The 22,449-nt window shown below is 68.5% G+C and carries 21 protein-coding genes; 8 read left to right on the top strand and 13 right to left on the bottom strand.

Annotation, left to right across the window (positions count from 1 at the left end; translation table 11 throughout):
* Nucleotides 1–10: 10 nt before the first annotated feature.
* The 10 genes from ASF26_RS01180 to ASF26_RS01140 form a co-directional block, all read right to left on the bottom strand.
* Entirely contained in the window at nt 11–502 is a 492-nt protein-coding gene (locus tag ASF26_RS01180; protein ID WP_056248350.1) for a Na+/H+ antiporter subunit E, read from the bottom strand.
* A complete protein-coding gene (locus ASF26_RS01175) occupies nt 499–2,106 on the bottom strand; it encodes a monovalent cation/H+ antiporter subunit D (protein ID WP_056248347.1) in 1,608 nt (535 codons plus the stop codon). Before ASF26_RS01175 ends, ASF26_RS01180 begins: the two co-directional genes overlap by 4 nt.
* Nucleotides 2,103–2,471, bottom strand: coding sequence for a Na+/H+ antiporter subunit C (locus ASF26_RS01170; protein ID WP_018041828.1), 369 nt, complete (start codon nt 2,469–2,471; stop codon nt 2,103–2,105). The genes ASF26_RS01175 and ASF26_RS01170 overlap by 4 nt, the downstream gene beginning before the upstream one ends.
* On the bottom strand, nt 2,471–5,401 hold the full coding sequence (locus ASF26_RS01165) for a monovalent cation/H+ antiporter subunit A (protein ID WP_056248342.1): 2,931 nt from the start codon (nt 5,399–5,401) through the stop codon (nt 2,471–2,473). Before ASF26_RS01165 ends, ASF26_RS01170 begins: the two co-directional genes overlap by 1 nt.
* A gap of 197 nt (nt 5,402–5,598) precedes the next feature.
* A complete protein-coding gene (locus tag ASF26_RS01160) occupies nt 5,599–6,162 on the bottom strand; it encodes a DNA-3-methyladenine glycosylase (protein ID WP_056248339.1) in 564 nt (187 codons plus the stop codon).
* Nucleotides 6,159–6,875 (bottom strand): ribonuclease HI, encoded by a 717-nt coding sequence (gene rnhA / locus ASF26_RS01155; protein ID WP_056248335.1) that lies wholly within the window; start codon nt 6,873–6,875, stop codon nt 6,159–6,161. Before rnhA ends, ASF26_RS01160 begins: the two co-directional genes overlap by 4 nt.
* A gap of 51 nt (nt 6,876–6,926) precedes the next feature.
* On the bottom strand, nt 6,927–7,565 hold the full coding sequence (locus tag ASF26_RS01150) for an urea carboxylase-associated family protein (protein WP_056249702.1): 639 nt from the start codon (nt 7,563–7,565) through the stop codon (nt 6,927–6,929).
* Nucleotides 7,555–8,277 (bottom strand): guanitoxin biosynthesis heme-dependent pre-guanitoxin N-hydroxylase GntA, encoded by a 723-nt coding sequence (gntA, locus tag ASF26_RS01145; protein WP_056248332.1) that lies wholly within the window; start codon nt 8,275–8,277, stop codon nt 7,555–7,557. The genes ASF26_RS01150 and gntA overlap by 11 nt, the downstream gene beginning before the upstream one ends.
* Before the next feature lie 400 nt (nt 8,278–8,677).
* Nucleotides 8,678–9,214 (bottom strand): GNAT family N-acetyltransferase, encoded by a 537-nt coding sequence (locus ASF26_RS21735; protein WP_082477458.1) that lies wholly within the window; start codon nt 9,212–9,214, stop codon nt 8,678–8,680.
* Between the two features lie 203 nt (nt 9,215–9,417).
* The gene (locus ASF26_RS01140) at nt 9,418–10,878 is read right to left on the bottom strand and encodes a PLP-dependent aminotransferase family protein (protein ID WP_056248329.1); all 1,461 of its coding nucleotides are present in this window, start codon (nt 10,876–10,878) and stop codon (nt 9,418–9,420) included.
* A 354-nt stretch (nt 10,879–11,232) separates the two neighbouring features.
* Here ASF26_RS01140 and ASF26_RS01135 point away from each other — a divergent pair, with 354 nt between their 5' ends.
* The 8 genes from ASF26_RS01135 to ASF26_RS01100 all read left to right on the top strand — a co-directional run bounded on the left by ASF26_RS01135 (nt 11,233) and on the right by ASF26_RS01100 (nt 18,271).
* On the top strand, nt 11,233–11,715 hold the full coding sequence (locus ASF26_RS01135) for an MSMEG_0572/Sll0783 family nitrogen starvation response protein (protein ID WP_018041839.1): 483 nt from the start codon (nt 11,233–11,235) through the stop codon (nt 11,713–11,715).
* A gap of 127 nt (nt 11,716–11,842) precedes the next feature.
* Complete coding sequence (locus ASF26_RS01130) at nt 11,843–12,934, top strand: Nit6803 family nitrilase (protein WP_156462847.1); 1,092 nt, start codon at nt 11,843–11,845, stop codon at nt 12,932–12,934.
* Nucleotides 12,879–13,967: an MSMEG_0568 family radical SAM protein gene (locus ASF26_RS01125; RefSeq protein ID WP_018041841.1), complete on the top strand. Its 1,089-nt coding sequence runs from the start codon at nt 12,879–12,881 to the stop codon at nt 13,965–13,967. The genes ASF26_RS01130 and ASF26_RS01125 overlap by 56 nt, the downstream gene beginning before the upstream one ends.
* Before the next feature lie 8 nt (nt 13,968–13,975).
* Complete coding sequence (locus tag ASF26_RS01120) at nt 13,976–14,521, top strand: MSMEG_0567/Sll0786 family nitrogen starvation N-acetyltransferase (protein ID WP_056248324.1); 546 nt, start codon at nt 13,976–13,978, stop codon at nt 14,519–14,521.
* Between the two features lie 2 nt (nt 14,522–14,523).
* Complete coding sequence (locus ASF26_RS01115) at nt 14,524–15,498, top strand: sll0787 family AIR synthase-like protein (RefSeq protein ID WP_056248319.1); 975 nt, start codon at nt 14,524–14,526, stop codon at nt 15,496–15,498.
* A 5-nt stretch (nt 15,499–15,503) separates the two neighbouring features.
* Complete coding sequence (locus ASF26_RS01110; RefSeq protein ID WP_056248314.1) at nt 15,504–16,682, top strand: MSMEG_0565 family glycosyltransferase; 1,179 nt, start codon at nt 15,504–15,506, stop codon at nt 16,680–16,682.
* Nucleotides 16,675–16,962 (top strand): MSMEG_0570 family nitrogen starvation response protein, encoded by a 288-nt coding sequence (locus tag ASF26_RS01105; RefSeq protein ID WP_056248311.1) that lies wholly within the window; start codon nt 16,675–16,677, stop codon nt 16,960–16,962. The genes ASF26_RS01110 and ASF26_RS01105 overlap by 8 nt, the downstream gene beginning before the upstream one ends.
* A gap of 25 nt (nt 16,963–16,987) precedes the next feature.
* The gene (locus ASF26_RS01100; protein WP_056248307.1) at nt 16,988–18,271 is read left to right on the top strand and encodes an MSMEG_0569 family flavin-dependent oxidoreductase; all 1,284 of its coding nucleotides are present in this window, start codon (nt 16,988–16,990) and stop codon (nt 18,269–18,271) included.
* An 80-nt stretch (nt 18,272–18,351) separates the two neighbouring features.
* Here the strand turns inward: ASF26_RS01100 and ASF26_RS01095 are convergent, their stop codons facing one another.
* From ASF26_RS01095 to ASF26_RS01085, 3 genes are read right to left on the bottom strand one after another with little or no spacing between them, the layout of a single operon-like run.
* Nucleotides 18,352–20,607 (bottom strand): xanthine dehydrogenase family protein molybdopterin-binding subunit, encoded by a 2,256-nt coding sequence (locus ASF26_RS01095; RefSeq protein ID WP_056248303.1) that lies wholly within the window; start codon nt 20,605–20,607, stop codon nt 18,352–18,354.
* 14 nt (nt 20,608–20,621) lie between these two features.
* Complete coding sequence (locus ASF26_RS01090) at nt 20,622–21,635, bottom strand: xanthine dehydrogenase family protein subunit M (protein WP_056248300.1); 1,014 nt, start codon at nt 21,633–21,635, stop codon at nt 20,622–20,624.
* On the bottom strand, nt 21,632–22,150 hold the full coding sequence (locus ASF26_RS01085; protein WP_056248297.1) for a (2Fe-2S)-binding protein: 519 nt from the start codon (nt 22,148–22,150) through the stop codon (nt 21,632–21,634). Before ASF26_RS01085 ends, ASF26_RS01090 begins: the two co-directional genes overlap by 4 nt.
* Nucleotides 22,151–22,449: the final 299 nt, after the last annotated feature.

Genomic DNA, 22,449 nt, shown 5'->3' with positions numbered 1-22,449 from the left:
ATGAAGAAAATCATGGGGCGAAAATCTGCATCAGGGGGCGCTCGTAGCGGTCCTTCACCCGCCGCACCCATTCCTCCCCATCCGTGTAGTCGAGCACGTGGATGAGCAGGCAGCCCGTGTCGGAATCGTACTGGACCCAGAGGGTGCCGGGCGTGCCGGTGAGGATGATCGACAGGATCGCGAGACCGAACGGCTCGCGTATGTCGAGGGGGATCGTAACGAAACCGGTCCGCCGCTCGCCCCCGCGAAGCCCGAGGATGATACGGGCGACATCGATGTTCGAGCGAACCATGTCGTAGAGCACGATCACGGCGAGCCGCGCGAGGGTGCCGGGCGCCCGCACTCGTACCGAAGGGGCCCGCAGCGCCAGCATGACGGCGGGAACGGTGAGGCCGATCGATAACGCCAGCAGGACGTTGCCCGGTGAGAGCGGCGCGTTCAGGAGCAGCCAGGTCGCGGCGAGGCAGGCCGACAGGATGGGGTAGGGCAAGAGGCGGCTCACGATCCACCGCCTTCCCGCGTCGGCCCGAGGACGGCGCGAACGTAATCCTGCGGCTGGGCCAGCCAGCGCACGGTCTCGTCGGCATAGGCGAGGGCCGGGCCGCCCCAGAGGGCGAGGGCCATGCAGGCGGCGAGCAGGCCGGCGAGAGCGGTGAATTCCGAAAGGCGCAGGACCGGCGGCGGGTCGTCGCTCGGAACCCAGAGGTTCTTGATCCCGAGCCGCACCATCGGCATCAGCGTGGCGAAGCTCGACAGGGTCAGCGCTGTGATGAGCCACCAGGCGGACGCGGTCATCGTGCCCGTGGTGAGCCCCGTGAAGATCGCGAGCTTGCCGACGAAACCGGAGAGCGGGGGAACCCCCGCCAACATCAGCGTGCAGACGAGGAAGCCGCTGCCGAGGAGCGCCACCGCGGCGGGGATCGCCCGGCCGATCTCGGTGGCGTCGGCATCGTCGAACGGATCGCGATACTCGTCGGCGAAGACGGCCTTTGCGGCCTCCAGCGGGTCGCGGCCGCGCTGTAGGATTTCGGCGAGCAGGAAGAGGGCGCCCGCCGCGAGGGTGGAGCCGAGGAGGTAGTACAGGGCACCCGAGAGCGCCCCGTCATTGCCGCTCCCCAAAGCCGCCAGCACCGTGCCCGACGAGATCATCACCGCATAGCCCGCCGCCCGTGTGAGGTCGCGCGCCGCCAGGATGCCGATGGCGCCATAGGCCATCGTCGCGAGACCGGCCGCGAGAATCCAGGTCTGTCCGAACCCCTCCGACAGTCCCGCCCCGAACAGCAGCAGGCTCAGGCGCACCACCACGTAGACGCCGACCTTGCTCAGGATCGCCAAGATGGCGGCCGCCGGCGCGCTCGCCGCCGCGTAGGTGGTGGGCAGCCAGAACCCGAGCGGCCAGGCACTGCACTTGATCAGGAAGGCGATGCCGAGGATCGCGCAGCCGATCTCGAACAGGGCGAGTTCCCCCGCCTCCGGCGCCGCGAGCCGCCGGGCGAGGTCGGCCATGTTGAGGGTTCCCATCGTGCCGTAGATGAGGCTGACGCCGACGAGGAAGAACAGCGAGGCGACGAGGTTGACCGCGATGTAGCCGAGGCCGGCCCGGATCCGCGTCTCGCCCGATCCGTGCAGGACGAGACCGTAGGAGGCGGCCAGCATCACCTCGAAGAACACGAACAGGTTGAACAGGTCCCCGGTGAGGAAGGCGCCGTTCACCCCCATCAGGAGCAGGAGGAACAAGCCGTGGAAGCGCGGACCCGCCCGGCCCCAGCGGGCGAAGGAGAAGATCAGGGCGCACAGGCCCAGTACGCTGCCGAGCGCCAGCATCAGGGCCGAGAGCCGGTCGGCCACCAGCACGATCCCGTAGGGGGCGGCCCAGTTGCCGAGGCGGTAGATCTGCGCCGCCTCGCTCGCGCGCCAGACGAGGATGAGGGATATGCCGAGGAGGGCCAGCACCGTTGCGAGGCTCAGCGCCCCTTTCAGCCGACTCCGGCGCTCGTCCATGAGGAACATCGCCCCGGCCACCGCGATCGGCAGAACGATGGGCAGGACGACGAGATGGTCGGTCCAGTCGCTGACGAGGGGGGCATTCAGAACCGTGGCGTTCATGGATGCGGGTTCTCTGGATTCGGCTCCGCCAGGTGTGGCTCGCGGCCGTCCACATGATCGCTGCCGGTGATGCCGCGGGCGGCGAGCAGCACGACGAGAAAGAGCGCGGTGAGCGCGAAGCCGATCACCAGGGCGGTGAGGACCAGGGCCTGCGGCACCGGATCGTCAACGGAGACGATGTCGGCCCCAGCCCCGAGCACCGGCGGCGCGCCCACCGTCAGCCGGCCCATGGCGAAGATGAACAGGTTGACGGCGTAGCTCAGCAGCGAGATGCCCAGCACGACCTGAAAGGTGCGGGGCCGCAGCATCAGCCAGATGCCCGAGGCGGCGAAGACGCCGATTCCCAAGGACAGTACGATCTCCATCAGGCGGGCTCCTTCTCGACGGCCCGCTCAACCCCCGCCTCGGCGGGGCGGGTGCGCCGCAGGGATTGGTGAGCCAGGGCGACGAGCATCAGCGCGCTCGCGCCCACCACCAGCACCATGATCCCGAGATCGAACAGCAGCGCGCTCGCCACCGGAACCTTGCCCAGCAGAGGCGGCTTCCAATAGGCGAAATAGGCCGTGAGGAACGGACGCCCGAACAGCCAGGAACCGGCGCCGACCGAGACGGAGACCAGCAGGCCGATGCCGATCCACGAGATCGGCTGGATCCGAAGCCGCGCCTCCACCCACTGCGCGCCCTGCGCCATGTATTGCAGCATGAAGGCGATGGTGAGCGCGATGCCCGCTGCGAAGCCGCCGCCCGGCAGGTCGTGGCCGCGCAGGAACAGGTGCAGGGCGAGGAGGACGATGAAGGGGAACAGCCACGTCATCACCACGCGCGGGACGAGGAGAGCATCGGCGGTGGTGTCGCCGAGCTCGCGGCCCTCGCGGGCATCGTCATAGGCGTCGTGGTTCACCTGCTGCTTGGGAGGCCCCAGACTGTCGGAGGCGGGTCGGAAGCGGCGAAGGAGCGCGAACACCGTCAGGCCGACGATGCCCAGCACGCAGATTTCGCCCAGCGTGTCGAAGGCCCGGAAATCCACCAGCAATACGTTGACGACGTTGCGTCCGCCCGCCTGCGGGTAGGCCTCCTCGATGAACCAGCGGGCGATTCCGTCGACGGCGGGCCGGGTCATCACCGCGTAGGCCAGCCCGGCGAGCCCGAGGCCGGCAAAGGCGGCGATGCCGAGATCGATCATCCGTCGACGGCGGGACCGCGTCTTCTCCCAAGCCGGCGCCGGGATCGCCGCGTCGCGCTTGGGCAGCCAGCGCAGACCCAGCAGCAGCAGCACGGTGGTAACGATCTCCACCAGGATCTGCGTCACCGCGAGATCCGGGGCGGAGAGCCAGAGGAAGGTGAGGCTGCTCACGAGGCCCGCCCCGCCGACGAAGATGGCGGCGGACAGCCGGTGGTACTTTGCCCGCTCCGCCGCGCCGATGGCGCAGGCCGCGCCCACGAGCCACATCAGCGCGAAGGCCGGGTCGAATTCCGTGGTCTTGCCCGGCGCGAACAGGTCGAGCCCCCGTGCGGCTCCGGTCACCGATGCGGCCAGGAGCACGGTGAGGAAGAGAATGCGCAACTGCGCCTGGAGGCGCTCGGCGCCGAGCCCGGCTTCCAGGCGCCGCGCGCCGTTCACGAGGCCGGTCATGGTCCGCTCGAACAGCCAGCCGCCGTCGATCCGGTCCATCAGCCAGGGTCCGCCGCGGGGGTTGGTGTTGATCCGCCGCCCGAACGCAACATAGAGCGCGATGCCGCCCAGCAGCGCCACCATGCTGAGTGCGAGCGGCGCGTTGAAGCCGTGCCAGATGGCGAGGTCGTAATCGGGCGTCCGCTCGCCGAGGACCGCCCGGACCGCGCCTGCGAGGAGGGGACCGATCGTCAGGTTCGGCACGAGGCCGATGGCGACGCAGACGAGGACGAGCAGCTCGATCGGGATGCGCATCCAGCGGACCGGCTCGTGAGGCGCGTGCGGCAGGTCGTGCGGGGCGGGTCCGAAGAAGGCCTGCCGGATGAAGCGCACGGAATAGAGCATGGTGAAGGCGCTCGCCAACGTCGCCAGCACCGGCAAGGCGAGATTGAGCAGGTGGCCGTCCGCGTTGTCCACCGCCTCCGCCAGGAACATCTCCTTCGACAGGAAGCCATTGAGGAGCGGCACGCCGGCCATCGCGGCGGCGGCGACCATCGCCAAGGTGGCGGTATAGGGCATGGCCTGCCACAGACCGCTGAGGCGGCGCATGTCGCGCGTCCCGGTCTCGTGGTCGATGATGCCCACTGCCATGAACAGCGAGGCCTTGAACGTCGCGTGGTTCACCGTGTGGAAGATCGCCGCCACGACGGCCAGCGGTGAATCGAGGCCGAGGAGCAGGGTGATCAGCCCGAGATGGCTGATGGTGGAATAGGCGAGCAGACCCTTGAGGTCGTGCTGGAAAATCGCGCTCCAGGCGCCCACCAGCATCGTGATCATGCCGGCGGTGCCAACGATCCAGTACCAGGCTTCGGTATGGGCGAGGACCGGCCAGAACCGGATCATCAGGAAGATGCCGGCCTTCACCATGGTCGCCGAATGCAGGTAGGCGCTGATCGGCGTCGGTGCCGCCATGGCGCGCGGCAGCCAGATGTGGAACGGGAACTGCGCCGATTTGGTGAGCGCACCCGCCAGGACCAGGACCAGGGCCGGCAGGTAGAGCGGGCTGCGGCGGATCGCGTCGCCGGAGGCGAGCACCACCGAGAGGTCGTAGCTGCCGACGATCTGCCCGATCAGCACCAGCCCGACGAACAGGCAGAGGCCGCCCATCGCCGTGATGGTGAGCGCCATCCGCGCGCCGTCCCGGGCGGAGGCGTTGTCGGACCAGTAGCCGATGAGCAGGAACGAGACGATGCTCGTCAATTCCCAGAAGACGAAGAGCTGGATCAGGTTGCCCGAGAGCACGATGCCGAGCATCGCGCCGACGAAGGCGAGAAAATACGAGAACAGGCGCGGCACCGGGTCCGCTTCCGCCATGTAGTAGCGCGCATAGAGCACCACGAGCGCGCCGATGCCGAGCACCAGGACGGCGAACAGCCAGGACAGCCCGTCGAGGCGCAGCACGAAGCGGACGCCGAGCGTCGGCAGCCAGTCCACCGCCCAGATGACGGGATCCGGGCCGGCGACGGCAGGGTAGAGGAGCCCGATGCAGGCGAGGCAGGTCACCATCACGAAACCGGCGAGGATCGCCGCGGCGTTGCGCGCGTGGCCCGGCAGGCAGATTGCCGCGACACTGCCGAGGAAGGGCAGGATGGCGGCGGTGGCGAGGAGCAGGTGGGGCGGCATCGGCTCGGGCAAGATCCTCGTTGGGCGGGACCGCCATCCATGGGGTGCGGAGGGGATTCCAGCGAAGCGAAGAGCAGAGCGTTCGCGCGGATAAGCTGCGGTATAAGCTGCAACATCAGACGTGGCGAGGGCGGAGAGCCGCGAGATTCCGGGGATTGCCGCGACATCGAAGGCACTTCTTCCCCGTTTTCGCCGGTCTATTCCCGTCGGCGCGACACCGGCTTGCTGAGATGAGCCGATCCGGCGAGGAGGAATCGCCAGGGGGTGTCCGCCCCGCGCGTGATGCCGATGCGGCGGTCGGCCAGGATCTCCGGCGTCGCGCTCCGTCGCTCCAGTTCGAAGGGCGGCCGGTCGAGGGGGAGGCCGTCCAGCAGGTTCGTCACCGCCAGGGCCTGACACAGGCGGCCCGGCCCCGCGCAGAGAAGGCGGAGGGCGTCGAGGCCGCGCCGCTCCCGCATGGTCTCGATCCCCTCCCTCGGCTCGATCGCGCGGATCAGCACCGCGCTCCCCGGTTCGCAGACGAGATTGAGGCACCAATGCATGCCGTAGGAGCGGTAGACATAGGCATGGCCCGGCGGCCCGAACATGCTGGCATTGCGCCGGGTCGGCCCATTGAAACTATGCGAGGCGGGGTCGCTCCTGTCATAGGCCTCGGTCTCGACCACGAGCCCACCGATCCCGGAGACGAGGAGACGGCAGCCGATCAGGTCGGCGGCGACCGCCGCCGCCGGCCGCGCGTAGAAATTCGCGCCGAGGCTCACGGCTTGGCGGAACCGCCATCCAGCACGCGGGCGATGCCGTCCGGCCCGAGTTTCAGCGCCACGCGGATCGCCCTTTCGACGAAGGCCTGCGGCGTCAGGCCGGCGAGCTTGGCCGCCCGCGAGACGTCGAGGCCGAGCCCGAGATCGATCGCCACCGGCGTCGTGCGGGGGGCAGGGGCCGGCGGTTCCGCCGTCACGCCCGGAGGAGGCACCACTGCGGGGACGGCGGGGGACGGCACCGGCTCGCCGGCCGGAGCGAGACCGAGAGCCTGCCGCCGGCCCTGCGCCGCCAGCCGGTCGGCGCGCTCGTTGCCGACATTGCCGGTATGGCCCCGCACCCAGGTCCACTTCACGTCGCGGGCGGCGTTGAGGGCGTCGAGTTCCTGCATCAACTCGACGTTCTTCACCGGCCCGGTGCTGGTGCGCCAGCCCTTCGCCTTCCAGCCGCGCATCCACTCGGTCACCGACTTGATGACGTACTGGCTGTCGCAACGCATCTCGATCGCCGAGCCGGCGGGGAAATGCGACAGGGCCTTGATCGCCGCCGTCAATTCCATCCGGTTGTTGGTGGTGGCGCGGTCACCGCCGCAGAGCTCGATCTTGCCCTCCGGACCCTCGATCACCACGCCCCAGCCTCCCGGGCCGGGATTGGGATCGCAGCCGCCATCGGCATAGGCGACGGCGCGGGCGAGGGCGGGCTTCGTGGTCGTCATGACGCTGATCTCGTGTCCGGGGCAGCGGGGCCCCTAGCACGAGCCGCAGGGTCAGGGCGATTGCGGCGCCGCACCTGCGGGCCGGATCTCGTAGTGGATCGGCTTGAAGGCATTGTTGTTCGATTGCAGGGCCGAACACGCGGTGAGCCCGATGATGAGGTCGGTCTCCGCCTCGAAGGTCACGTGGTCTCCGGCCCGGCTGAGGGGGGGGGTGACCTTCAATTCCCCGGTCTCGCCGTTCACCACGACGTTCATGAACACGTTGAAGGCCACCGGGATCCGGTCCGGCTCGATGCCGTAAGGCGCGAGCGCGGCGACGAGGTTGCCGAAACAGCCGCGGTGCGGATGCGCGTCACCATAGATGATGCGGAACGTGTCGGCCGAGCAGGGGGTGAGGAGGAAATCGTGCCGACCCACCGTGTCCTCGACGATGCGCATGAGGACGTTGGAGCGGTTGGAATAGATCGGGTCGCCTGTCGTCAAGTAAATGCGGCTGGCGTAATCGAGGGTGCGGCCGGACGAGATCACCTCGTCGCGGTCGGCCACGGAGAAGGCAAGGAGGTCGGCCACCTGTTCGCCCTTCGGGTCGATGATGGTCAGGCGGTCGCCCTTGGCGAGCTCGAAGGCGACGCCACTGCGGGGCGCGATCTCGTGGCGGCGGATCGGGGTAAGGGCGGTGTCAGGCTGCATCGCGGCCACCCTCCGCGACGCGGTCATTGTCGCCCTTGGCCCGCCCCTGGAACGGGCAGACCCAGTCGCCGCCGACGGCGCGGCCGCTGTACTGGCGGGCCTCCGAGGCAACGCCGTGCCGGGCCAGCATGGGGTTGATCGAGCCGGCCAGCGCCTCGTCGCGGGCGAGGATCGCCGAGCGCAGCCCCTCGTAGCGGCCCTCCTCGCGCAGCTGCTCGAACTGTGCGCGCACATTGAAGACGAGGACGGGATGGGAGAAGCGGCGGGCCGGACGGCTCGCGCCCGGATGCATGCCCACGAGGAAGAACGCCTCGCCGCCGAAGGACAGGGCGAAATGCGGGTCGTCCGGGTCGGCCTGCACGCGCTTGTCGTAGCGCTGGCCGAGGAAGGCGTCCTTGTCGGACAAGGACTGCACGCGGTCCCAGAGGTGACCCTCGAACCGCTCCTCCGACAGGGGCGACGCGTCCTCGAACACCACGGCGAAGCTCTGGAACAGTTTCGGGTTCGCCCGATAACGGCAGATGAAAGCGAGGAGCGCCGGGTAGATCCGCGTGTCGTCCCAGCCCGAGGCGACGTCGCGTGCCACCAGCACCTTCAGCTGCCCCTTGGCGAGGGCGGATTTCGCGCCGACGCAGGGGAAGGGCTGATCCTTGATGAAGGCGTGGAATTCCAAGGCGAGGGGATGCGCGGCATCGTCGGTGGGAAACAGCATGAGGCTCCGGATCGTCGTCGGTCGAGGCTCGCTCTCGAGACTGGCCCCGAGCAGGACATGGCAAACCGATCGCCGCTGGGGAGGTTCCGCGTCGCGCAGGGACAGGACGTCGCCATCCACAGGATTACCCGAGCTCAGCCAAGATGAGGGCGGATACGCCGCAGGCTCTTAAGTGAATCGATTGGTCTTGTTTCATACATTGCGCCGCGCTGACCGAGCGTTCCGCCCAGTAAATCTTGAGCTCGACTTCCGGCGGAGTCGCCGGGGCTCCGGTTCGGCTGGCAGTTTGAATCCGGCGGAGGGAGCCGGCGCCACGCGGCCGGTTTTGCCTCAGCGGCGTCGATGGGGTCGCGTTCTCCTTTTCTCGGAAGCCGACGCTCACCGTCACAGAATCGTCAACTCATCCAGGTGATCGCAATCGATACAAGACATGGCGCCTGAATGGATCATCTGACTTACGATGTGGATGATTGAAATCATCGCGCTGGTCGTGATGCATTCCGAGTCGCTCCATAACTCGGCGTGAAGGCATATTGCCTTCGACGGCATAAGCCACGATCTCGCTCATGCCGAGACGCCCGAAGCCATCGTCAAAAGCTGCGCGGGCGGCTTCGATTGCATAGCCTTGCCCCCAATATGCCCTGGCCAATCGCCAACCGGCCTCGATGGCTGGCGCAAACGGCATATCCGCCTCTTCGTTCTGCAAGCCTACGAAGCCAATGAAGGGACTGACCTGCGAAACCTCGACGGCCCAAAAGCCGAATCCGTGGTCCTCGATATGTCGACGGAGCCGTTCGGCCTGCGCGTGACTATCCGCCTGATTCAGTGGGCCTGCGGACCACCAACGTCGAACAATCGGGTCCGCGTTCAACGCCGCGAAGGGAATGAAATCTTCGTCTCTCCAGCGTCGCAGCAGTAAGCGAGATGTCTCGATCATGCAGTGTGCCCCCGGCGAATATTCGGGTCAGGTCAGGATCCGCCTATGCTCATGTCTCGTGAGCCGTGATGGGTTAATATCGTCGGCTTTGTCGCCTGTATGGATGAGCGTCTCTTGCAGGCCGTCTGACTCACAAAACGGAAACGCAGCAAGCCATCCATGATAAACCCTTCGAGTGGCTTCGAAGCGTCAGATCTGATCGGCTAAATATAAGCCGAAGCCAGCGCAGGCGAGTGCGATAGGGCGTGGGCCAAAATTTCCAGCGATTGTGCGATCTCCGCGCGGCTGGCGAGGCCGCCGAGGCAGATCCGCACGGCTTCGGGTGCTTCGCCGGCGGCGAGGAAGGCATCGCTGGTGACCGCGCCGATTCCCGCCGCGCGGGCCTGGCTGGCGAAGGCCGAACGGGTCCAGCCCTCGGGTAGCGAGAGCCAAAGATGGAAGCCGGCCGGGTCGGAGGTCACGCCGTGCCGCCCCAGCATTCCGGCGGCGATGGCCTGGCGCGCCCGGGATTCCGAGCGGACGAAGGCGAGGATCGCCTCGGCGGTGCCGTCGCCGATCCAGCGTGTGGCAAGGGCCGTGGTGATCGGCGAGGCCATCACCGTGGAGGCGCGCAGGGCCGCCGTCAGCTGGAGCGCCGCCCGCGCGCTGGGTGCCAGCATGTAGGCGAGTCGCAGGCCGGCGCCGAGGCATTTGGCGAGGCCGGCCACGTGATAGGTGATCTCCGGCGCCAGCTGGTAGAAGCTCGTCGCCGGTGTCACCGGCACGAAACCGTAGGCGTCGTCCTCGATGATCGCCACGTTGTATCGTCGTGCCACGGTGACGATGTCCGCGCGCCGCGCCGGCGAGATGGTGATCGTGGTCGGGTTCTGCAGGGTCGGGTTGAGGTAGAGCGCCTTCGGCGCGTGCCGGGTGCAGGTGGCCGCGAAGGCGGCGGCGTCGATCCCCTCCGCATCCATGGGCAACCCGACGAGGCGCATGCCGAGATGGGCGGCGAGCGCCCGCGCGCCGGGATAGGTCAACGTCTCGCAGCAGATCGTGTCACCCGGTTGCGCCACGAGACTCATCACGGCGCCGATGGCGGCATGGGCGCCGGGGCAGATCAGCAGGCGGTCGCGGGACGCTTCGAGGCCGCGGCGGCGCAGCCATTCGATCGCCGCGTCCTTGTCCTCGGGGGTACCGCCGAAGCCCTGGTAGCGCAGCAGGTTCGGCAGGTCCTCCGAGACCGAAGCGAGGCCGCCCTGCATCCGTGCCAGCAGGGCCGGGTCGTCGGGTTCGGGGGGCAGGTTCATGGTGAAGTCGACGGGGCCGTGCCGGCGCGGGGCCATGATCCTGGGTGCCGGCACCGGCATCGCCGGACCGGCCACGAACGTGCCCTGGCCGACCCTCGCCTCCACGAGGCCACGGCGCTGCGCCTCCACATAGCCGCGCGCCACGGTGGTGAAGTTCAGCTCCAGCCGCTCGGCGAGCGCGCGCTGCGGCGGCAGGCGTTCGGCGACGGCGAGCCGTCCGGTGCGGATATCGTCGGCGATGGCCTCGGCGATGGCGAGGTAATGCGGCTTGCCCCAGCGCCCGAGATCCGGCGTCCAGCCGTCCGGCGGCGGAGATGGGCTCGTCGTCGGCCCGGCGCTGCGGCCCGGCTTCCTCGATCCTCGTCCGATTGCCATCGCAGATCCAGTCAATATCCATCCCATGTTGGATTGTATGGATAGCAATCGTCGTGCCGCCGAACCCCTGAGTTGGTTCCGCATGGAATTCCAGTCAATACAGTCAAATAAGTCGGCAGTATCCGGATGCATGTGTCCAGCATCTATGCATCCGGTGTTCGGTTTTTAGGCATCTTCGCGAGTGAGAGAGATGGCGCATCTCACTGCGTATTGACTGCATGATTGTATGAATTGCCCAGCGTGGAATTGGCTGGATCGCATTGTCTTCGACGCTGGCACACGGATTGCCATCCCCTGATAGGCCGTCGCCGGCAATGATCGCGGCGGACATCGCGATATCAGGGAGTGTTTCCGATGCCAGCCGTCAGTGCCGAGCACCATAAGAAAGGCGATTACTTCGTCGATTACGAAGAGAAGGTCTTCGAGGACGTGAAGGCCGAGCCGGGCCAGAAGGCCCTCGTCACCTTCCACACGGTGGCGTTCGAGGGCTCCATCGGTTTCGTGAACCTGCTGCAGGCCACCCGTCTGCTGCGCAAGGGGTTCGAGACCTCCGTCCTGCTCTACGGGCCGGGCGTGACGCTCGGCGTCCAGCGCGGCTTCCCGACGCTCGGCGACGAGGCCTTCCCCGGCCACATGAACATGAACAATCAGATCGTGAAGTTCCTCTCCGAAGGCGGCAAGGTCTATGCCTGCCGCTTCGCGCTCCAGGCCCTTTACGGCCACGGCGAACCTTCGCTGATCGAGGGTATCCGCCCCATCGCCCCCACCGACGTCCTCGACCTCGTCCTCCTGCACAAGCGCGACAACGCCGTGGTGATCGACACCTGGACGGTGTGAGGTTCGCCTGCCCCCTCTCCCCGCGGGCGGGGAGAGGGGGCGCTGCGCTGAGTGTCGGGCGTGCCAGTCCCTGCGGCGGCATGGCAACCACTGATCCCCAAGGAACGGACCCATGTCCGAGTCACGCTTGTCCGAGCCACGCATCGTGCGCGCCGCCGCCGTCCAGATCTCCCCCGATCTGGAGCGGCCGGGCGGGACGCTGGAAAGAGTGCTCGCCGCGACAGACGAAGCGGCGGGGAAGGGCGCGCGGTTCATCGTGTTCCCCGAGACCTTCGTGCCGTACTACCCGTACTTTTCCTTCATCGCCCCGCCGGCGGCGCAGGGGCCGGAGCACCTGCGGCTCTACGAGGGCGCGGTGACGGTGCCGGGGCCGGTGACGCAGGCGGTCTCGGCGGCAGCCCGCCGGCATGGCGCGGTGATCGTGCTCGGCATCAACGAGCGCGACCACGGCTCGCTCTACAACGCGCAGCTGATCTTCGACGCCGACGGCACGCTCCTGCTCAAGCGCCGCAAGATCACGCCGACCTATCACGAGCGCATGATCTGGGGGCAGGGGGACGGTGCCGGGCTCACCGTGGTCGAGACGGCGGTGGGCCGGGTCGGGGCTCTCGCCTGCTGGGAGCATTACAACCCGCTCGCCCGCTACGCCCTGATGGCGCAGCACGAGGAGATCCACGCGGCCCAGTTCCCCGGCTCCATGGTGGGTCAGATCTTCGCCGACCAGATGGAGGTGACGATCCGGCACCACGCCCTGGAGGCCGCCGCCTTCGTCGTCAACGCCACCGGCTGGCTCACCGAGGCGCAGATCGCAAAAATCTCTCCCGACGAGCGGATGCGCGGGGCCCTGCGCGGCGGCAATTGCACCGCCATCGTCTCGCCCGAGGGCAAGCATCTCGTTCCGCCGATGAATGAGGGCGAGGGCATCCTCCTCGCCGACATGGACATGGCGCTCGTCACCAAGCGCAAGCGGATGATGGATTCGGTCGGCCACTACGCCCGCCCCGAACTCCTCAGCCTCAACCACGACGCGCGTCCCGCCCGCACGGTGGTGACCACGCCCGCATCGGACATCCCGCATCCCCGGAGCACCGACCATGAGCGACTCTCCGCTGCTGACCTCCCCGGCCGCTTCGTCGCCGGCGCCGTCCCCGGTCTACCAGGGGATGCCGACGGAGCACCTGATCAACGCCCTCCAATCCTACGGAGTCAGGCTGGCTGACACCCGCGCCGGTGTCGCCAGCCGCCGGGGCGGGGCCGGGCCCTCCGACCACAAGGCGATGACCATCGCCGGCCGCACCGTGATGGTGCCGGTCCATACGGCGGGCGCCTTCGATTCACCCTACCTCGTGCGCCGGCCCGATGCCGACGGGTCGAGCGTGATCGAGCATGACGGCACGGTGATCGGCCGGGTGACGTTTCCGGGCAAGCCGCGCTTCTACGGGCTCCAGACCCTCGACGGGGTGCCCTATTCGAAGATCGCCGTGCTGCACGGTCGCGACGTGCTCGCCACCACGGTGCTGCAGACCTGCATCCGCTACCAGAGCCGCACCAAGACCTGCCGGTTCTGCTCCATCGGGCAGTCGCTCGCGGCCGGCCGCACCATCGCCCACAAGACGCCGCAGCAACTCGCCGAGGTTGCCCGCGCCGCCGTCCTCCTCGACGGCGTCAAGCACATGGTGATGACCACGGGCACGCCCAACGCCACCGACCGCGGCGCCGCGGTCCTGTGCGAGAGCGCCTTCGCGGTGAAGGCGGCCGTCGACCTGCCGATCCAGGCCCAGTGCGAGCCGCCGGACGACGACCGCTGGTTCGCCAGGCTGAAGGCGTCGGGCGTCGATGCGCTCGGCCTGCATCTCGAGGCGGTGACCCCGGAGGTGCGCGCCGCGATCATGCCCGGCAAGGCGAGCGTGCCGTTGGAGCGCTACGTCCAGGCCTTCGCCGCCGCCGTGCCGGTCTTCGGCAAGGGTCAGGTCTCGACCTACATCCTCGCCGGTCTCGGCGACACGGCGGAAGCCATCCTGACGATGTCCGAGCGCCTGATCGGCATGGGCGTCTACCCGTTCGTGGTGCCGTTCGTGCCGATTTCCGGCACGCCGCTGGAGGACCATCCCGCCCCCTCGCCGGATTTCATGCATTCCGTGCTCCAGCCGCTCGCGGCGATGCTGGCGGGGGCGGGGTTGCGCTCCACCGACATCAAGGCCGGCTGCGGACGCTGCGGCGCCTGCTCGGCCCTCTCCACCTACGAGCGGTGAGCGGGACGATGTTCGAGCCCGTCCCCGCCTACCGGTCGAGCCATTTCCGGATCAAGTTCGCCACCGCTCCCTGGGAGCGGGCCGGCACGGCGTCCCTGCGCCGGCAGGTCTTCTGCGCGGAGCAAGGGATCTTCGAGGGCGACGACCGCGATGCCATCGACGCGGTGGCGATCCCGATCTGCGCCCTCTCGACCCTCGGCGGCGCGCCGGATGCCGTCGTCGGCACCGTGCGCATCCACGAGACCGCCGACCGGCCCGGCGAATGGTGGGGCTCGCGCCTCGCGGTGGCCCGCGATTACCGCCGGGTCGGGGCGCTCGGCGCCGGCCTGATCCATGTGGCGGTGGCCTCGGCGCATGCGCGGGGCTGCACCCGCTTCCTCGCCCATGTGCAGAGCGCCAACACGTCCCTGTTCCAGGCGCTGCACTGGACCAGCCTCACCGAGGTCGACCTGCATGGCCGCGCCCATCACCTGATGCAGGCCGATCTCGCGCATTACCCGCCCATGGCCGACCCCGAGCGCGGCCTCGTCACGCTCCTCCGGCGGGCGGCCTGACCATGACCCTGCCGCCCTCCCTCGCCGAGATCGCGCACGGCATCCGCCATGGGCGTGGCCTCGCCCACAAGCGCGACATCGACGCCGTGATCGGGCGTCTCGGCCTCGGCGGGCGCGCGGCCGCCATTCCACTGGGCGACGATTGCGCCGCCATTCCCGATGGCGACGGCTACCTGCTCCTGGCCATCGAGGGGTTCATGGACGGGTTCGTGGCCGCCGATCCCTACTTCGCCGGGTTCTGCGGGGTGATGGTCAATGTCAGTGACATCGCCGCCATGGGCGGCCGCCCCATCGCGGTGGTCGATGCCCTATGGAGCCGGGACCAGATCCATGCCGATCCGGTCCTGGCCGGCCTGAGGGCGGGGGCCGAGACCTTCGGCGTGCCGGTGGTCGGCGGGCACAGCAACACCCGCAACGCGGACGAGCATCTCGCTGTCGCCATCCTCGGCCGGGCAAAGCGCCTCCTCACCAGCTTCGACGCCATGCCCGGCGACAGCCTCGTCGCGGCGATCGACCTGCGCGGCCGCTTTCGCGATCCGCATCCCTATTGGGATGCGGCCACCGGTGCCCCGGCCGAGCGCCTGCGCGGTGACACCGCGATCCTCGCCGGCATCGCCGAGGACGGCCTCGCCAAGGCCGCCAAGGACATCAGCATGGCCGGGCTCGTCGGCACGGCGCTGATGCTGCTCGAATGCTCCCGCGTCGGCGCCGCCATCCGGCTGGACCGCATCCCGCGCCCCGAGGGGATCGATCTCGCCCGCTGGCTCACCGCCTTTCCGAGCTTCGGCTACCTCCTCAGCGTACCGCCGTCGAACGTCGCGCCGGTCCTCCGGCGCTTCACGGATCGCGGGATCGCCGCCTCCGTCATCGGCGGCGTGGATGCGGGCCGCATCGCGACGGTGTCCGACGGGACGGAGGAGGCCGTGGTCTGGGACTTCGCCGCGAGCCCCCTCATCGGCTGCGGGCAGGAGACGTGACGAGAATGACCGGGCCTCTGCGCATCGCGATCCTCGCGCATTCCACCCATCCGCGCGGCGGGGTGGTCCACGCCCTGGCCCTGGGCGAAGCGCTCGCCGCCCTCGGCCACAGCGCGACGGTCCATGCGCCGGATCCTTCGGGGACCGGCTTCTTCCGCAAGACGTCCTGTCCGGTGATCTCGGTGGCGGCGCGGCCGGTCTCGGGATCGACGGTGGACCTCGTCCGCACCCGGATCGAGGATTACCTGCGCCATTTCGCGTCGCCGGCGGCCTGCGATTACGACGTCTTCCATGCCCAGGACGCGATCAGCGGCAACGCGCTCGCCACCCTCACCCGCCGTCGCCTGATCCCCGGCTTCGTGCGCACGGTCCACCACGTCGACCTCTTCTCCGATCCGCAACTCGCCTACTGGCACGACCGGGCGATCTTCGACGCCACCGCGCTCCTCTGCGTCAGCAGCCTGTGGCAGGGCGCGCTCACGCGGGATTACGGGCTCGCCGCCCTCAATGTCGGCAACGGGGTCGATACCGGCGCCTTCGGGCTCGAGCCGGGGGAGGGGGACACTGCATTGCGGAGCGAGTGGGGCCTCGGCGAGGGGCCGATCCTCCTCAGCGTCGGCGGGTTCGAGGAGCGCAAGAACAGCCTCGCCATCATCGAGGCCTTCGCCCGGCTGAGGCAGGAGCGGCCGGCGGCGCAGCTCCTCGTCGTCGGGGGCGCCTCGCTCCTCGACCATTCCGGCTATCAGGCCCGCTGCCGCGCGGCCCTCGACCGCAACGGCCTCGATGTCGGCCCCGCCCGTCCGGTGGTGCAGACGGGGCCGGTGCCCCAGGCCGCGATGCCGGCCCTCTACCGCCTCGCCGACGCCCTGGTGTTTCCCTCTCTCAGGGAGGGATTCGGCCTCTGCGTGCTCGAGGCGATGGCGAGCGGCACGCCGACCATCGTCTCCGACCGGGCTCCCTTCACCGAGTATCTCACGGCCGCGGACACGGTGTTCGTCGACCCGGAGGACGAGGGATCGGTCCTCCACGGCATGCGCGCCGCCCTCCGGCCCTCCGCCAGGGAGCGGTTGGCCAAAGCGGGCCTCGCCGTCGCCGAAGCGCATTCCTGGCGCGCCTGCGCCGAGAAGCACCGCCCGGTTTACGCGTCCATCGCTGCCCGCAAACAGGAGATGTCGGATGCCTGAAATGCATTTTCACGTGCGCTGGCCCGATGGCCAACGCGAGGCCTGCTATTCGCCCTCCCTCGTGATCAAGGAGCATTTCGGGGTCGGCGAAACCTATGCCGTCGCCGATTTCGTCGCCCGCAGCCGGGCGGCGCTGACCATCGCCAGCGCGCGCGTGGAGGCCCGCTACGGCTTCCCCTGCAGCCTCGCCCTCGGACAGCTCGCCCGGATCGAGGCGCGGGCGACGGCGCTCTCCGCCACGCCCGACGCCCGCGTCACCGTCGAAGCCTTCGAGGAGTAGCGGCCCGAGCCGGAAGGACGCCCCCATGAACCAGACCCCGACGCCCCCCTCGCACCATCCGGTCATCGTCGTCGGCGGCGGCCAGGCCGGCCTGTCGATGAGCTACCAGCTCCGCCGGCACGGCATCGACCACATCGTGTTCGAGAAGAACACCATCGCCCATGCCTGGAAGACCCAGCGCTGGGACAGCTTCTGCCTGGTGACGCCGAACTGGCAGTGCCAGCTGCCGGGCTTCCCCTATCCGGGTGAGGAGCCCCACGGCTTCATGCCCAGGGACGAGATCGTCGGCTACATCGAGGCCTATGCAAGGGCGATCGAGGCCCCCGTGGCCGAGGGCGTGGCGGTGACCGCGATCCGGCGCAGGCCTAAGGGCGGCTTCAGCGTGGCGACGAGCCGGGGCGAACACACCGCCGATCAGGTGGTGATGGCGATCAGCGGCTATCACGTGCCCGCGATCCCGGCCTTCGCCGCACGCCTGCCCGCCGGATTACGGCAGATCCACTCCTCGACCTATCGCAATCCGAGTCAGATGCCGGACGGCGCGGTGCTGGTGGTGGGCTCCGGCCAGTCCGGCTGCCAGATCGCCGAGGACCTTCACCTGTCCGGCCGCAAGGTCCATCTCGTGGTGGGCTCGGCTCCGCGCTGCCCGCGCGTTCATCGCGGGCGCGACGCCGTCGATTGGCTCGCCGATATGGGCCAGTACGACCTCCCCGTGGAGGACCACCCGCTCAAGGAGGATGTGCGGCGTAAGGCCAACCATTACCTCACCGGCCGGGACGGGGGCCGCGACATCGACCTGCGCCGCTTCGCCCTGGAAGGCATGAGCCTCCACGGCCGCCTCGAATCCATCGACGGCCCGGTGCTGCGTTTCGCCGACGACCTGGGCCGGAACCTCGACAATGCGGATGCGGTCTATACCGGAATCCAGGGCGCCATCGACAGGCACATCGCCGCCAAGGGGATCGCCGCTCCCGAACAGGCGCATTATACCCCGCTCTGGGTGCCGGGACCTCACGCGCCGAGCCTCGATGCCGAGGCGGCCGGGATCGGCAGCGTGATCTGGGCGACGGGTTTTCGCGCCGATTTCGGCTTCATCGACGCCCCGGCCTTCGACGGGCGCGGCCTGCCGATCCATACCCGCGGCGTGACCCCGGTGGACGGCCTCTATGTGGTCGGCCTGCCCTGGCTCCACACCTGGGGCTCGGGACGCTTCTCCGGGATCGCGCGGGATACGGAGTATCTGGCCGAGCGGGTGGTGGAGTTGCGGGCGAAACGCTCTGTCGGGGAGTCGCTGTCGTTGGCGAGTTGAGCCGACTGCCGTCAGCGAACGACCCGGACCGCCGCGGATGGCCCGGATCGCTTGGTGGTTCCATCATTCCGTCGCTTCGATCACCCGATGATCTTGTCGATGGTGATCGGCAGGTCGCGGATGCGTTTGCCGGTGGCGTGGAACACCGCGTTGGCGATCGCCGCCGCCGTGCCGACGATGCCGATCTCGCCCAGCCCCTTGACGCCCATCGGGTTGGCCTTGTCGTCTTCCTCCACGAAGATCACGTCGATGTCGTGGATGTCGGCATTCACCGGCACATGGTACTCGCCGAAATTGTGGTTCATGAACCGGCCGACCGTATGGTCGAGCATGGACTCTTCCTCCAGCGCCGAGCCAATCCCCATGACCACGCCGCCGAGAATCTGGCTGCGGGCGGTCTTGAGGTTGATGATCCGGCCCGCCGCGATGGCCGAGACGATCCGGGTGAGGCGGACCTGGCCCAACTCCTCGTCGATCTTCACTTCCGCGAACACGGCCGAGTGGGTGTAGGAGGCGAACTCCTTCATGTGGCCCGCATCCGGACCGGCGCTCTCGGTCGCCTCGACCTTGTCGACGCCGGCCGCCTTCATGGCGTCCACGAGGGAGACGCTGCGCGACGGGTCGCCCGCCATCTCGATCCGGCCGCCGGTGAAGACGACGCGCTCGAGATCGACATTGGCGAGCGGCGAGTCGTCCATGGCACGGGCCATGGCGAAGACATCCGCCGCGATCTTGCGGCAGGCCTTCATCACCGCCGTGCCGGACGAAGCCGCCGTCCACGAGCCGCCGGCCACGGGCGCCTCGGCGAGGTCGGTGTCGCCGAGCTTCGTCGTCACGTCTTCCATCGGCAGGCCGAGGGCATCGGCGGCGATCTGGGTAAGGATCGTATAGGTGCCGGTGCCGATATCGCCGGTGGAGTTACCGACCACCAGCTTGCCGTCGGCGGTGAGCGTCGCCTGGGCCGAGGATTTCTGCATCAGCGCTTCCCACACGCCGGTGGCCATGCCCCAGCCGACGAGTTCCTTGCCGTCGCGCATGGAACGCGGCTCGGGATTGCGCTCGGACCAGCCGAAGCGCTCGGCGCCCTGCTCGTAGCAAGCGCGCAGGGCCTTCGAGCCAAAGGGCTTGTCCTCGGTGGGGTCGCGGTCGGTGTAGTTCTTGAGGCGTACCGCGATCGGGTCCTGGCCGGTGGCATGGGCCAGTTCGTCCATGGCGATCTCGAGGGCGAACACCCCCGTCACCGCCCCCGGCGCCCGCATGTCGGCGGGAGTGTAGGTGTCGATCTGCGTCAGCTTGTAGTCGAGGGAGACGTTCTCGCAGGCCCCGTAGAGGATGGCCGACCAGTTGACCACGACCTCCTGGTAATCCTCGAACCGCGAGGTACCCGACAGGGCATCGTGCTTGATCGACCGGAGCTTGCCCCCCTCGTCCGCGCCGAGGGAGATGGTCTGGCGCACGTCGGGGCGGTAGCCGAAGGTGAACATCTGGTCGCGTGTGAGGGTCACCCGCACCGAACGTTCGAGCTCACGCGCGGCCATGACCGCGAGGAAGAGCTGGTATTGCGGGCGCAGGCCGAGGCCGAAGCCGCCGCCGAGATACGGGTTGAGCACCCGCACCTTGTCCTTGTCCATGCCGAACACGCCCGCGATGTAGCCCTGGCTGTTCGAGACACCCTGGATCTTGTCGTAGACGGTGATCGCGCCGTCGCCGTCCCATACCACCGTGGAGGCGTGCGGCTCCATCGGGTTGTGGTGCTCCACGGCGAGCGTGTAGTCGCCTCGCAGCTGTATCGGGGCCGAAGCGAAGGCGGCATCGGCATCGCCCCAGGGCTCGGGCGGCGGCTTGATGCCGGCGCGCTTCTTCGGCGGCTCGTAGCCGAATTCGCGCTGGCGCTCGACGTCGGTCAGCGGCTCCTCGGCCTCGTAGGAGACCTTCACCAGGGACGCGGCATAGCGGGCGGTGCCGAAATCCTCGGCTACCACAAGGGCCACCGGCTGGCCGCTGTAATGGATCTTGTCGTCGTAGAAGGCACGAAACGGTGAGCCGGGGGGCGCCACGGCGTCCTGGTAATTGTAATCGAGCCAGGCCGTGCGCGGCCGGTTCTCGTGGGTGAAGACCTTGAGCACACCGGGCACGGCTTCCGCCGCCGCGCTGTCGATGGCGGTGATGCGGCCCTTGGCGATCCCACCGGAGACGACGTAGCCATGGGCGAGATCGGCGGCGGTGAATTCACCCGCGTATTTCGCGAGGCCGGTGACCTTGGCGGGGCCGTCGACGCGGCTACGCGCGGTGCCGACGAAGCTGTCCGTGCCGGTGGAGGAGATGCTGTTTGCCATGTCTGGACGGGTCCTCAGGCGATGCGCTTGTCGGATTGCGACTGGGGCGTGCCGGCAGCGGCCTGGGTCAGGCCCCGGATGATGGCGCGCCGGGCGAGCTCGATCTTGAAACCGTTCTCGGATTGGGGCTTGGCCTCCCGCATCACGATCTCGGCGGCGGCCTCGAAACTCTCGCGGGTGGCGGACTTGCCCTTGAGGGAGGCCTCCGCCTCGGTATTGCGCCAAGGCTTGTGCGCGACGCCGCCGAGGGCGAAGCGGGCCTCGGTGATCGTGTCGCCGTCGCGCTTCATCACGGCGGCCACCGAAACCAGGGCGAAGGCGTAGGAGAGCCTGTCGCGCAGCTTCAGGTAGGTGTGGTGGCCGGCGAAATCCGCGTCCGGAAGATCGACGGAGAGGACGATCTCGTCCGCCTTCAGGGTGGTGTCGTATTGCGGTGTGTCCCCCGGCAGGCGGTGGAACTCGGCGAAGGGGATGCGGCGCTCGCCGCCCGGTCCGGTGACGCGGACCTCAGCCTCGAGGGCCGCCAGCGCCACGCACATGTCGGACGGGTGGGTGGCGATACATGCCTCGCTGGTGCCGAAGATGGCGTGGATGCGGTTGACGCCGCCGATCGCCTGACAGCCCGAGCCCGGCTCGCGCTTGTTGCAGGGCGTCGCCTCGTCATAGAAATAATAGCAGCGGGTGCGCTGGTTGAGGTTGCCGCCCGTGGTGGCGGCATTGCGCAACTGGCCCGAGGCACCGGCCAGGATCGCGCTCGACAGAAGCGGGTAGCGCTCCTTGATGCGCTCGTCGTAGGCCACCGTAGAGTTTGTGACGAGGGCGCCGATGCGCAGGCCCCCGTCATGCTCCTCGATGGCCTCCAAGGGCAGGCGGGTGATGTCGACGAGGCGCTCGGGCCGTTCGACATTGTACTTCATCAGATCGACGAGGTTGGTGCCGCCGGCGATGAAGCGGGCATTGGCGGCGGAGCCGATGGCCCGCACCGCCTCCTCGACCGTGGTCGGACGAACGTAATCGAAGCGGTTCATCGGGCAGCTCCCGCGTGCATCACGTCTTCGATGGCATCGACGATGTTGGTGTAGGCTCCGCAGCGGCAGATGTTGCCGCTCATGGCCTCGCGGATTTCTTCGCGCGACGTGGCGTGACCTTCCGCGATCATGCCGGCGGCCGAGCAGAGCTGGCCGGGGGTGCAGTAGCCGCATTGGAAGGCGTCGCGCTCCACGAAGGCGGCCTGGAGCGGGTGCATCGCGCTGTCCTGGCCGGCATGCTTGGCCAGCCCCTCGACGGTGACGACCTCGGCGCCGTCCTTCATCACGGCGAGCGCGAGACAGGAATTGATCCGCGTGCCGTTCACCAGCACGGTGCAGGCGCCGCACTGGCCGTGGTCGCAGCCCTTCTTGGTGCCGGTGAGGTCGAGATCCTCGCGCAGTAGGTCGAGGAGCGTGGTCCAGGGCGCCACCTGAAGCTGGCGTGCCTCGCCGTTGATGGTCAGGGTGATGCCGATTGTGGCCGGAGCGCCGGGCGATCCGCTGTCGATGAGCATGGGCGTGTCCTGAAGGATCAGGGGCCGGGCAGAGCACCGGCCGCGTTTCTCGAATGGGCGGAGGCACGAGGGGAAGAAACGTCCACGCCCCGCGCCTGTCACTCGATAACCGTTCCAATCTGTGGGTGTTCCCTCGAGGGTCAGTTCTGTGTTTGGGGAGGAGGATCAGTTCTGTGTTTGGGGAGGAGGATTAGCGATCGACGTTTTAGATGCTGAAGAGTGCGGGTTCGCACCATGTGGCAGTGACCCCGCATTCTTTCCGGTAGCCACAGAATTGTGCACCCAAGAGTTCAAAAGAC

The organism is Methylobacterium sp. Leaf93 (assembly GCF_001422345.1).
Lineage (GTDB): Bacteria > Pseudomonadota > Alphaproteobacteria > Rhizobiales > Beijerinckiaceae > Methylobacterium > Methylobacterium bullatum.
The sequence above is the reverse complement of the archived record's forward strand: the minus strand, read 5'-3'. Positions and strand labels throughout refer to the sequence as shown.

Coding starts and splice junctions, on each gene's coding strand:
- ASF26_RS01175 (WP_056248347.1), bottom strand. CDS start 2,106: ATGAACGCCACGGTTCTGAATGCCCCCCTCGTCAGCGACTGGACCGAC.
- ASF26_RS01170 (WP_018041828.1), bottom strand. CDS start 2,471: ATGGAGATCGTACTGTCCTTGGGAATCGGCGTCTTCGCCGCCTCGGGC.
- ASF26_RS01165 (WP_056248342.1), bottom strand. CDS start 5,401: ATGCCGCCCCACCTGCTCCTCGCCACCGCCGCCATCCTGCCCTTCCTC.
- rnhA (WP_056248335.1), bottom strand. CDS start 6,875: ATGACGACCACGAAGCCCGCCCTCGCCCGCGCCGTCGCCTATGCCGAT.
- ASF26_RS01150 (WP_056249702.1), bottom strand. CDS start 7,565: ATGCAGCCTGACACCGCCCTTACCCCGATCCGCCGCCACGAGATCGCG.
- gntA (WP_056248332.1), bottom strand. CDS start 8,277: ATGCTGTTTCCCACCGACGATGCCGCGCATCCCCTCGCCTTGGAATTC.
- ASF26_RS21735 (WP_082477458.1), bottom strand. CDS start 9,214: ATGATCGAGACATCTCGCTTACTGCTGCGACGCTGGAGAGACGAAGAT.
- ASF26_RS01140 (WP_056248329.1), bottom strand. CDS start 10,878: ATGGCAATCGGACGAGGATCGAGGAAGCCGGGCCGCAGCGCCGGGCCG.
- ASF26_RS01135 (WP_018041839.1), top strand. CDS start 11,233: ATGCCAGCCGTCAGTGCCGAGCACCATAAGAAAGGCGATTACTTCGTC.
- ASF26_RS01125 (WP_018041841.1), top strand. CDS start 12,879: ATGCCGACGGAGCACCTGATCAACGCCCTCCAATCCTACGGAGTCAGG.
- ASF26_RS01120 (WP_056248324.1), top strand. CDS start 13,976: ATGTTCGAGCCCGTCCCCGCCTACCGGTCGAGCCATTTCCGGATCAAG.
- ASF26_RS01115 (WP_056248319.1), top strand. CDS start 14,524: ATGACCCTGCCGCCCTCCCTCGCCGAGATCGCGCACGGCATCCGCCAT.
- ASF26_RS01110 (WP_056248314.1), top strand. CDS start 15,504: ATGACCGGGCCTCTGCGCATCGCGATCCTCGCGCATTCCACCCATCCG.
- ASF26_RS01105 (WP_056248311.1), top strand. CDS start 16,675: ATGCCTGAAATGCATTTTCACGTGCGCTGGCCCGATGGCCAACGCGAG.
- ASF26_RS01100 (WP_056248307.1), top strand. CDS start 16,988: ATGAACCAGACCCCGACGCCCCCCTCGCACCATCCGGTCATCGTCGTC.
- ASF26_RS01095 (WP_056248303.1), bottom strand. CDS start 20,607: ATGGCAAACAGCATCTCCTCCACCGGCACGGACAGCTTCGTCGGCACC.
- ASF26_RS01090 (WP_056248300.1), bottom strand. CDS start 21,635: ATGAACCGCTTCGATTACGTTCGTCCGACCACGGTCGAGGAGGCGGTG.
- ASF26_RS01085 (WP_056248297.1), bottom strand. CDS start 22,150: ATGCTCATCGACAGCGGATCGCCCGGCGCTCCGGCCACAATCGGCATC.